This is a genomic window from Ruminiclostridium josui JCM 17888 (assembly GCF_000526495.1).
Classification (GTDB): domain Bacteria; phylum Bacillota; class Clostridia; order Acetivibrionales; family DSM-1351; genus Ruminiclostridium; species Ruminiclostridium josui.
Window position 1 is genome coordinate 1,179,416 of sequence record NZ_JAGE01000001.1, and the last position, 11,296, is coordinate 1,190,711.

At 43.2% G+C, this 11,296-nt stretch carries 6 protein-coding genes; 1 reads left to right on the top strand and 5 read right to left on the bottom strand.

Going from position 1 to position 11,296, the window contains the following annotated elements; translation table 11 throughout:
- Nucleotides 1-27: 27 nt before the first annotated feature.
- From K412_RS0105485 to K412_RS0105495, 3 genes are all read right to left on the bottom strand, one after another.
- Nucleotides 28-345, bottom strand: coding sequence for a type II toxin-antitoxin system RelE/ParE family toxin (locus tag K412_RS0105485; RefSeq protein ID WP_024832175.1), 318 nt, complete (start codon nt 343-345; stop codon nt 28-30).
- Nucleotides 323-613: a type II toxin-antitoxin system prevent-host-death family antitoxin gene (locus K412_RS0105490; RefSeq protein ID WP_024832176.1), complete on the bottom strand. Its 291-nt coding sequence runs from the start codon at nt 611-613 to the stop codon at nt 323-325. The genes K412_RS0105485 and K412_RS0105490 overlap by 23 nt, the downstream gene beginning before the upstream one ends.
- A 74-nt stretch (nt 614-687) precedes the next feature.
- A complete protein-coding gene (locus K412_RS0105495; RefSeq protein WP_024832177.1) occupies nt 688-1,641 on the bottom strand; it encodes a DUF3991 and TOPRIM domain-containing protein in 954 nt (317 codons plus the stop codon).
- A 415-nt stretch (nt 1,642-2,056) separates the two neighbouring features.
- On the opposite strand from K412_RS0105495, the gene K412_RS0105500 reads away from it, so the two are divergent.
- Nucleotides 2,057-3,346: an IS110 family RNA-guided transposase gene (locus K412_RS0105500; protein WP_024832178.1), complete on the top strand. Its 1,290-nt coding sequence runs from the start codon at nt 2,057-2,059 to the stop codon at nt 3,344-3,346.
- A 158-nt stretch (nt 3,347-3,504) separates the two neighbouring features.
- On the opposite strand, the gene K412_RS22975 is transcribed toward K412_RS0105500, so the two are convergent.
- Nucleotides 3,505-10,770: a DEAD/DEAH box helicase family protein gene (locus K412_RS22975; protein ID WP_024832179.1), complete on the bottom strand. Its 7,266-nt coding sequence runs from the start codon at nt 10,768-10,770 to the stop codon at nt 3,505-3,507.
- 13 nt (nt 10,771-10,783) lie between these two features.
- Nucleotides 10,784-11,134, bottom strand: a complete 351-nt coding sequence (locus K412_RS20515; RefSeq protein WP_024832180.1) for a hypothetical protein — start codon at nt 11,132-11,134, stop codon at nt 10,784-10,786.
- Nucleotides 11,135-11,296: the final 162 nt, after the last annotated feature.

An 11,296-nucleotide genomic window follows, 5' to 3' on the forward strand; every position in this document is an offset into this window, starting at 1 on the left:
TTCTTCACTTTAGTAAGAATAATCTACTTATTGTACCAGCCACTCATAATCCTGCCTGCAATCCACAATATAATCAACAAACACTGTCTGATCCTTAATTTGATACAGAACCAGATAATATTTTTCAACAAACATCTTATGGTACTTATTTAGTGGGATAAATTCTGCAGTAAGAAATGGGAATCGTTCAGGCATTATAGAAAGAGAGCGAATAGCATTCATAAGATCGTTTTTTGCTTTACGTGCAGCAGAAGGGCTTTTCTTTGCTAAAAAACGTACGTGACCCGCCAACATTTGACGGGCACGGTCGGAAACAATAACCTTATACTGATTCTTCTTTTCCATGTTCCACCTCGTCAATAATGCTTTCGAGATAGCTGTCCAATTCATCCGGTGTAACTCCGGCACGGCCAGCCAAGCGGTCTTCCTCAACAGCCAGCAGTTCTTCCCTTAGCTTCAGCATTTTTTCTCGACGGGTAAAAGCCTCTATATCCATAACCACGAGATCACCCTCACCGTTCTTGGTGAGAAAAACAGGTTCTCCGGTGGACTTGCACAAAGCTGCAATTTCATTATAGTTTTGCCGGATACTTGCGGATGGTTTAATCTGCATGGTATCAACTCCTTGTAGTAACATTCTAATCATATTATACTCCTTTCATGCTATGATATCAATTAGCAATTGTGTTATCTTACATATTCTTGTGGGCATTGTGACCTCAGTTTAATTCTCAAATAATCATTATAATCCTTACCGTGCTTAGGCGGCTCATCATAAACGGTGTATGAGATAGGGAGTATAGTTTGAATCGTTTTTGCTGCCAGCCGACCAGCCATATCGTTATCCAAATGTAGGGCTATCTCATTGATTTTTGGAGAGTCCTTTAAGTATTGCGTGAGCGCAGCTGGTAGGGTGCTTTCTTCAATAATTTTCTTCGGCATATAAATTCCTGCGAGAGATAGGTAATTATCCTGCCGCCAGTCCCTGCCGGAGAGTAATTCCAAAGTACAATATGATAATAAATCAATAGCGCTTTCAAACAGGTGCAGTTTGCTACATTCATTCCTGGCCGGGATAGAAAAGGAGAAGTGCTTATCGCTTCCGTTCACTTCTCCCATAAACCTTCTACCCAATGTGCCCCGAAGTGTACCATACCGGGGAATACCGTGCTGATCGAAGCCTACAAATACTGCATTGTGATAATCACGGCTCTCATATAGCCGGTTGGTCTGGATGCAGTAATCAATTATTTCTCTGTGGATGCCACGTCCAGTGAGATAAGAAATCACACGGTCATTGTTTTCGCTTTTCTCCGGCAAAAGCAGTTTTTTATGCTCAATGGATTTCTGTGGCCTTGGTAAAACAGGCGGTATGACAACCGCCTGTCCGTCTATCTGAATTACAGCTTCCAGGAACGACATGCCCCGCACCTTAATCAAATAATCCAATGCAGAACGTCCGCCTATATTGCGCGACCACCAGTACCATTTTCCATTGCTAATCTTCAAGCTATCATGGGTACGGGTAGTATAAACATTCCCGGCGAAACGCACCAACTCCTGAGGTTCGTAATGTTGCAGATAAGTCAGCAGATCCATTTGCTTTGCACGTTCAATCTGCTCCGGTGTTACATAGGGCATCAGTATCACCTCACCTTGTACAATTATTTTGTATTAAATCAGTGACCAAAGCCACTGTTCGACCCATTAAAAGTCATAGTTAACATAACACTTCAAATTTTATTCTTTTCCAAACATCAAGCACATCATCCGGCTTCACATCTTAGCCATTATGCCAGCGTTTGTTGGCCTGAACTTTGACAATCATGTATAATATCTTCCGGACTTGGAAGGTGTGTGTTTCACCTCCTGGGACGGACCTTGGCGGGCCGATTACCCGTATGAAAGAGTATTTTTCCATTCCGGTAAGTCTACATGATTTGGCTGGTTGAGGCCAGCTTTTTAGCTGGTTCCTCGTGTCACATGCAAGGTTGTTTGCTTACATGAGAAGGAATGGAGGCTTTTAAGTCCATTAATTTTTTAAGGAGGCATTTTGATGAATTTCAGACCTATTGCAGGAATCGATGTAGGTAAATTCTTCAGTGAGATGGCAATTCTTTCTCCATCCAATGAAGTGATTGCCCGCATGAAGATCCACCATGATTCCAGTTCTGACGTTGAAAGAGTCGTTGAATTACTGAAAAAAACGGAAAAGGACTTTGATTCTAGGCCTTTCGTCGTCATGGAATCCACCGGGCACTATCACAAAATCCTTTTCCATTCACTTTGTAAAGCTGGATTGGAGGTCTCCATCATAAACCCCATCCAGACTGATTCTATCAAAAATATTGGAATCAGAAAAGTGAAAAATGATAAAGCTGATGCCCGGAAAATTGCCCTGCTATACAGATTTCAGGAGCTTAAAACTACTAATATCCCCGATGAGGATATTGAATGCCTGCGAAGTCTTTGCCGACAGTACTACAAGCTCTCTGACGAACTTACTGCCTACAAAAACAGGCTTACGGGTATTGTTGACCAACTCATGTTAAACTTCAAGGATGTATTCCCCAACATCTTTTCAAAGGCTGCTCTTGCAGTATTGGAGAAATATCCTACGCCTGCGCATATTCTTAAAGCGAACAGGAACAAGTTGATTGCACTGATCCAGAAGAATTCTCGCAGAAGCCTTAAGTGGTCAACTGCAAAGTATAATCTTTTGGTCTCCAAAGCCAGAGAGTTTGCGCCTTTGACTGTTCATAATTCCTCGAACATTGCTATGCTGGGTGTCTACATATCCATGATCAGAACTCTGGAAGATAACTTGGCGAAGGTCCTAAAAACCATTCATCTATTGATCGCTGAAGATATGGCAAAGGATATGCCCATGCTAGCATTAACTCTTGAACTTTTTCAGAGCCTGCCAGGTATTGGCCTTCTTACTGCTGCCACCATTCTAGCAGAAATCGGCGATTTTTCCGCTTTCTCTAAGCCGGGAAAACTGGTTGCTTACTTTGGCATTGACCCCTCTGTGATGCAATCCGGAGAATTTACCGGCACACGGAATAAAATGTCCAAGAGAGGTTCCAGGCTACTTCGCAGGGTTCTTTTTACAACTGCTCTTGCCAATATCCGAACTAAGCGGAATAAAGAGGCTTGCAACCCTGTATTACTTGAATTCTACAAGCAAAAATGCCAGAGTAAACCTAAGAAGGTAGCTTTGGGAGCAGTTATGCGTAAGATCATCATTTACATCTTTGCTGTTCTAAGGGACAGAAAACCGTACCAGTTACGCAGTCCTCAGGAACATGCTCAGATATTAGCAGCAAAGCATATAGCAGCTTAGCAGTACCTGCACTTGATGTTTAGTTTTCAAGGATCAGTATTTCATTTTAGACCAGCTATTTTATGTCTACTTCGCAAAGGTGGTCTTGTTGTTATGCATTTTTTCTATGTCAGGAGTTTTCAAAAATTCATAAAGCTTTTTCTTAAAAACTCTTGACTTTAATTAGCTGGTCTTTCATAGTCAATGTTCTTTTTTTCAGGTGCATCCATATCCTCGTCCGGTTCAGCATCCAACACTTCATTTTCATGCTTATCCATATTGAGTAAAATATTCAGCTCTGCAAGCCGCGCAGACTTTGTTTGCAGCTCTTCTTCCTTTTCAAATGGGACATCAACCTGCTGCCTTGCTGTTTCTATCTGCTGGTGGAGAGTTTTTAACTGCTCTTTGCAATATTCAAGCTTCTTCGGGATTTCAGCAAGAATATTATTGAGCCTTGTAATATTGCCGTAGATGTCCGTGCCCAGTGTAACCGTATGGCTCATAGAACCCCTCAAAGTGATTTGGTACTGCTTATTGAAACTATCAAAAGAAAACAACATCGGAAAGCCCATGTAGCTGCCTAATTCCTGTGGTTCCGGGGAAGTCATCTGCTTGCAGGCTTCCAGGATGGCTGCGCCTGCTTTTGCTTTTTCGGTATAGTAAGTACCTTTCACAGACATACCAGCAAATTTACTGTCCTCTGAACTGTCCACTGCATGTTCCAATTCACTTTGCTGCTTGTACAAAGCAAGATCTTTTTCATAGCCTGCTATGCGTTCCTTTGTGGATTTGATTTGCTGGGGGAAATACTTTAGCAGCCTGTCTTCCAAAGCATATTTCTGGCTCAGATGATTTGCTTTCAGTAATTTCAACTTGGAAACCTGAATATCCAGATCCATCTTTTCTTTTATGTACGGGTTGCCTGTAGCCAGCGCCTTCACCTCGGCATAGGAGAGTGCCGTTTCGTCAATGTCCTCGGCAGAACGCACCGGGGACTTCGAAGTCATAATTTGCGATATGAAACGCTGCTTGTTCTCAAGTATCTGGTAGAGATAAGCATCAAAGGTGTTTTCGGTTACATACCGGAAAATATACACTTCATCATTTTTGTTACCTTGCCGTACAATACGTCCGGAACGCTGTTCCAAATCCCTTGGCCGCCATGGACAATCCAGGTCATGGAGCGCAATCAAGCGATCCTGTACATTGGTTCCTGCGCCCATCTTAAATGTAGAACCTAACAGGACTCGTACCTGCCCTTTTCGTACCTTTGCATACAGTTCCTTTTTCCTGATTTCAGTGTTGGCATCGTGAATGAAAGCAATCTCATCAGCAGGAACACCACGCTCTATGAGTTTTTGTCTAATATCATCATAGACGTTAAAATTTCCGTCATTCTTCGGCGTGGATAAATCACAGAATACAAGCTGTGTCAGCTTATCATCGCTATTCTCCTGCCAAATACGGAATACATTCTCTACACAGGCATTTACTTTGCTTTCTTCATGGTCAGGAAGTGCAGAATTAGCTAGTCTTTGGTCAAGTGCCAGTTTGCGACCATCGTTGGTTATTTTGAGCATGTTATCCTCGTATGGCTCTACCTCCTTGGCACGTACCCGTTCAGCTCGAACAGCAAGCTCAGCTACCATATCTTGCTGGAATTCGCTTGGCTTTACAGCGATATTGCAGTAATTGGCTTTTGGCACAGGGAGGTTTAACATATCCGCAGTTTTTATATCTGCAATTTCTTTGAACATGTTCATGAGCTCCGGCAGGTTATAGAATCGTGCGAACCTTGTTTTGGCCCGATATCCCGTACCTTCCGGTGCAAGCTCTATAGCAGTTACCGTCTCCCCAAATGTACTTGCCCAGCAATCAAAATGCTGAAGTCCGTTCTTACGTAAGGTTTCATATTGCAAGTATCTTTGCATGGTGTACATCTCGGTAATAGAATTGCTGATTGGTGTTCCAGTTGCAAAAATAATGCCGCGCCCTTCAGTCAGTTCATCAAGGTAGCGGCATTTCATAAACAAGTCGGATGATTTTTGCGCCTCTGTCTGGGATAAACCAGCCACATTACGCATCTTTGTATAAAGAAACAGGTTCTTGTAGAAGTCAGCTTCATCCACAAACAGCCGGTCAACTCCTAATTCCTCAAAGGTGACTACATCATCTTTTCGGCTGGTATCATTAAGTTTATCCAGCTTTAGCTTCAATGTCTTTTTAGTCTTTTCAAGCTGCTTGATAGCGAAGCGCTCTCCGCGTTCTTCTTTAAGTTCGCGGATGCCGTTGGTGATCTCATCAATCTGTTCTTCAAGCAACTTTTTTTGTCTTTCGACCGAAATCGGTATTTTCTCAAACTGGCTGTGACCGATAATTACAGCATCATAGTCGCCGGTAGCAATACGGGCACAAAATTTCTTACGGTTTTTAGTTTCAAAGTCCTTTTTCGTTGCCACTAAGATATTAGCGGAAGGGTAGAGCTGCAAAAATTCAGCTGCCCATTGCTCGGTAAGGTGGTTTGGAACAACAAACATGCTTTTCTGGCATAGTCCCAGATGCTTGCTTTCCATCGCTGCAGCTGCCATTTCATAGGTCTTGCCTGCACCTACACAGTGAGCTAACAGTGTATTACCTCCATACAGTATGTGCGCTACTGCATCCACCTGGTGCTTACGCAGGGTGATTTCCGGGTTCATTCCTGTAAACCGGATGTGGCTGCCATCATATTCACGAGGACGGACAGAATTAAAACGGTCATTGTAAATTCGTGTCAGGCGTTCCCTGCGGCCGGGATCTTTCCATATCCAGCTTTGAAATGCTTCTTTAATGGCTTCCTGCTTCTGTTGAGCGATCGCGGTTTCCTTTTTGTTCAGAACACGCTTTTCCACACCGTCCTCATAAACCGTATCAAAAACCCGTACATCCTTGAGGTTCAAAGTTTCTTCAATAATCTTATAGGCGTTAATGCGGCTGGTACCATAGGTCATTACTGCCCTGATATTGCCGCTGCGGTCGTCGTTTTTACCCTTGATGTTCCAGTTGGCGGTATAAGATGAATAGAAAACATCAATATATCGCCTGTACATATATGGGGTTTCCAAAAGCTCAAATATAAAATCCTTTATTACATCTGGAGGAAGCCAGGTGGCACCCAGCCTGACATCGATTTCAGACGCACTTAAATCCTTTGGTTGTACCTTTTCAAGTGCTGCAACATTTATACTGTAAAGATCGGGCTGCATTTCGGCAAACTGCCTGGCGGTTTTAAGCTTTTCCCGTACATTACCGGAAAGATAGGCATCGGAGGTTTCAAATACCGGCTTTCCTTCACTGTCCAGCTTTTCAGGATTGCGGAATATAACACCTTCCAGGTCCTTTATAAGCTGTTCCTCTGAAAGACCGGTAAGGCTTTGCATAAAACCAATATCCACGCAGGCTTTTTCCGCTATGGAGATCGCTAATGCCTCAGTTGCAGTGTCTACATGGGTAACAACAGCTCGCTGCCGGATAGTGCGTTTGGTGAACATGTCAGCCTTACGTTCCAGATTGCCATCTTCGTCCAGAATTTCAAGGGAACAAAGCAAGCAGTAGGAAGAATCATCCGAAAAGGCCATGTTGTTGCCGCGGCTGCTTAAAAGTCCGTATTTCGCAGTAAATTCATCATACAACTTATTCAGCTTGCGCTGCTGTTCATATATAACATCATCGCTATAGTCTTCAGTTTGGTATTCAATAAGTTCCCGGACACAATCTCTAATGGCAATCATGCCTTTTATACGGTTGGCTGCCGTAACTGAAACTTCCACCTTGTTCATCCGGCTGTTTTCCCGGTAGTAAATCTCGCCATCCACAACGGTATAACTGAAATTACGCACATTAGGATCTGCCGGAATGGAGGCATCTTCTTCCTCAACTATTTCCTCTGGCTCATATTCGGTTATTTCCGCATGGATATTCTCCAACGCTTCACGTAGAAGTTCTGCAAGATCAGCATTCTCATAAGGCATACAGGTGGTTTCACTGGCGTTGCCATACATCCTGTTATCATATGCCATCGTGCCCAGCACCATATCAGGGTTATCTGCAAAGTAACTGTTAATAGGTATGCCATCCTCAGTGGTAGAGAGGTGTACCCAATCCGGTTCAATATCAATCACTCGGTCGCGCTTTTGCAGGAATATGATGTCGGTCGTTACTTCAGTGCCGGCATTCGCAAGAAAAGCATTGTTCGGAAGGCGTACAGCACCCAAAAGTTCAGCCCTCTGCGCGATATATTTACGGACTTCCGGATTCTGCTTATCCATTGTGCCTTTAGAAGTAATAAATGCAATGATTCCCCCAGGTCGTACCTTATCCAGTGTTTTGGCAAAAAAGTAGTCATGGATAAGAAACTTATATTTATCATACTTTTTATCAGCTACTCCATAACTGCCAAAAGGTACATTTCCAATAGCAAGGTCAAAAAAGCTGTCAGGCAGATTCGTTTCCTCAAAACCTTGTATTGCAATGTTTGCCTGCTGATAAAGCTGTTTTGCGATCCTGCCTGAAATACTATCCAGTTCAATACCATACAGTTTAGAGTTTTTCATCCTGTCGGGGATAAGCCCAAAAAAGTTGCCGATACCGCAAGCAGGCTCTAAAATGTTGCCCGTCTGAAAGCCCATGTTTTCCAGACAAGCATACATGGCTTTGATGACAGTGGGGGAAGTATAATGGGCGTTTAATGTAGAGGCTCTTGCGGAAGCATATTCATCTGCGTCAAGCAGTTCCTTCAGCTCAGTATATTCCTTAACCCATAGGCTGTTCTTTTCATCAAAGACCTGTGGCAAACCACCCCATCCTACATACCGGGACAGAACTTCCTGTTCTTCCGGTGTCGCAAGCCGGTTTTCTTCTTCAAGCTTGTATAAAAGTCTGATAGCAGCAACATTCCAGGCATATTTGGCCTTTTGACCACCATGCCCCAACTCATTGTCGGTGATATGAAAGTTGATACGCTCCTGTTTTGGTTTTCCCGATACAGTTACTTCTTTTTCGGCAGGTTCCTTTTTATCTTTCTGACCTTCTGGGAGCTCAAGCTCCATGTTAAATTCTACATATTGCTTTTTATCTTCTTTTCCTTTTTCAAGTTCAATGGTGAATGTATCTCCCTCATGGGTGATGGTTACATTCCCTGTTTGCTTTACCCATTCCGGTGCGTTGGGGTCATCCGCATGAATGGTTACACTATCCCTTTTTTCCGTAAGATAGTCCTGGTACGTTCGCTGGAATACATCCTCGCTAAACCATTCTTTAAACTGCGGCAGGTTGATGTAAGCTTCGTAAAAATCCGGATGTGTCTCTTTCATAGAGTGAACAATGCGATCGATTGCAGTATCAAGCTCCAATTTTGCACTGTCTGGATCGGTATCCCTGTCCCGCAGGTAGGGGTAAATCTCATCGTTTCGTATCTTGTTGATGATTTCAGGCAGGTATGCCTGGTAGATGTCGCGAGGAGACAGTTTTTCAGCTTTAAGTACAGTCGGCTGCTCCGTTATTTCCCCCCGCATAAGAAGATGATCATTCAGAGGGTTATCTCTAAGCATTTCCTCAAAGGTTTCACGCTGAAATTGTTTAGTAAACAGGGGACAGTTTAAATCACGAAGCTCTACCGAATTATTGTTAAATGATAAGATCTCATATTCCTCCGCACCTATGTACACCGTATCTCCAAGGTGGAAGACATAATTAGCCGTATCTTTAGATACAGTTTGCTCAGGTTCCGTAGGTGTAGGTTCCCGGTTCAGGATTTGTCGTGCATATGCTTCCTCGGCAAGTCTCCGACGCTGTTCTTCCATTTCCTGCTGTGCTACAGGAAGGCGCTCCTTTTCCTTGCTGTTTAAATACCTGTCCGCAGCGATCAGCTCACCAAGTCGTTTTGCAACCTGATTCCATGATAGTCTTATTTCAGGGTTTGTTATAAAGCTGCCGCTTTTGCTAAGGAAGATCCCTTTTCCGTCATGCCATTGGTTTCCTCTGGTTCCATCGATGAAAATATGTGTGCCGCCGCCAATTCCATACTCACGTTTTAGAAAATCAATAGTTTCTTTTGTACTGTGCGGTTCCTGATAGTGCAGGTATACACGGTACTTTCCATCCTGAAAGCCTGTACCGCTGCAAAGCAAATGATCGATTTCTTCCTGCGAAACAGAAAAAGCGGAGGTTTTTTTATCCTCCGCCTGTTCTATGGCTTCAATTTGCTGTTCTACTGTAGGGAAAAGGTTTAGCTGTAAACCAGCTCCGTCAGCACTGACTCTTCTGCTGAGTGTCGCAGGTTGTTCATGTGTCCCGCCCAGCCCATCGGGTCTATCGCTTTGTCCGGTGCCGGATTGCTCTCCAGAAGTTCCGTCGTGATCATCTCTATTTGTTCCTTCGCTATCCGATCGATTTCCATCAGATGGCTGTTCAATTTCCCTGACATCATCAGACTGGCGTATGTTCCTTTCCTGTGATTTTTCAGGTATGTCCTGCGCAACATCCCATATTTGCCGATGTGCATCTCTTCCTCCGGCAGCGCCAGATCCGGTACCAGATAATCGCCCTGCATCGTGTATGTCAACTCCATGATCATCCTTCCTTTCAACCCTGTTATCTTCACTTTTATTCTGTCGTATATCCTGGCTTTTTGCAAATGTACGGTTTTGATTTCTTTCTGCTCTCTGAATACTTTTTACTGTTGCACTGATTTCCTTTAAAATCATTTCTGAAATATCACTTGTTGCAGCACCTAAACCGGATATTGTTTCAAGTGTGTTGAAATTAATAATGCTCTGAAAATCATCAAAGCTGAAAAATTCATCTGCAGGATAGCCGCAACGGACTAAAAGCATATATGCCACAGAATTTTTCAGTGCATTTTTAAAGATGACTTCAACATTAAGATCATCCAGTTCTTCGAGAAAGCTGTTTTCCCTGCTATACATCAGGTCAGAGAGGTAATCAGGGAAATTATCTTCGACAGCGTTGAAAGCTGCTGAAATAAGTGTTGCAGGGATATTACTTTTGTCCTTAAGATCACCAAAAGCATTTTCCAGCGTTTCTGTCACATCTTCAGAATATTCATTCCTTAATGACCAAAGGACAACTGGACGGTTATACCGGCTGTTAGTATCCGATACATCAAACACATGACGAAGGGTTAAACGGCTTCCGCTGTCATTTATAAGGGCAATGCCTTTCGCACCCCGGTTTACCCATCTGCCGAACTTCTCATTCCATATTTCAATGGGAGCACAGGCTGTTGCATCAGGGCGCTGGGCAAAAATAAGCAATTGATCTTGAAACGGATATTTATAGTTCCAGGCAGCAGTTTTCAGAAAGGATATCCAGTTGCCAGGTGTTTTAACAATATCTTTTGCCGTATTTTGAGAAAGCTCTGTAATCAGCTGCAGCTTTGTTGCCAACTTTTATCCCTCCTTATCGCACCGGTTCACATTTCTTTTCAACCCTCTGCGCCGTTTTTTCTATATTCTCTTTTTCCTGTTTATAACTTTTTAAATAATGGATCTCATCGAGAGCACGGTTGCATAAATCTTCAAGGGCTGTCAGGCGGTCCTTACAGTAATGCCCCCAATAGTAATTCTTTTCGCCCTTTGTACATTTCCATGTCACAAACTTGGCAGGAGCATTTTCGTTTTGACCAATGACAAACTCAGAATTCCCAACGGTCAGCCGATCAGTAATTACATAACCGGCATTGACTTCCTTATCTGCATTGGCAACGTGATTTTCCTTATTGTTATTCATCAAGCGTTTTTCATCATCCATCCTTATAATCACTCCAATCAAACCGGCAGCAGTAAAGGGACTCCAGTTTTCAAGTCCCTTTTACCGCCATACCGTTATTTCTTTCTTTGCCTGATATACAGGTATAATGCACCACCTGCAATCACCAGGCAAATCACGATGGCAAGTATCGTTTTTAGCTCC

Coding starts and splice junctions, on each gene's coding strand:
- K412_RS0105485 (WP_024832175.1), bottom strand. CDS start 345: ATGGAAAAGAAGAATCAGTATAAGGTTATTGTTTCCGACCGTGCCCGT.
- K412_RS0105490 (WP_024832176.1), bottom strand. CDS start 613: ATGCAGATTAAACCATCCGCAAGTATCCGGCAAAACTATAATGAAATT.
- K412_RS0105495 (WP_024832177.1), bottom strand. CDS start 1,641: ATGCCCTATGTAACACCGGAGCAGATTGAACGTGCAAAGCAAATGGAT.
- K412_RS0105500 (WP_024832178.1), top strand. CDS start 2,057: ATGAATTTCAGACCTATTGCAGGAATCGATGTAGGTAAATTCTTCAGT.
- K412_RS20515 (WP_024832180.1), bottom strand. CDS start 11,134: ATGGATGATGAAAAACGCTTGATGAATAACAATAAGGAAAATCACGTT.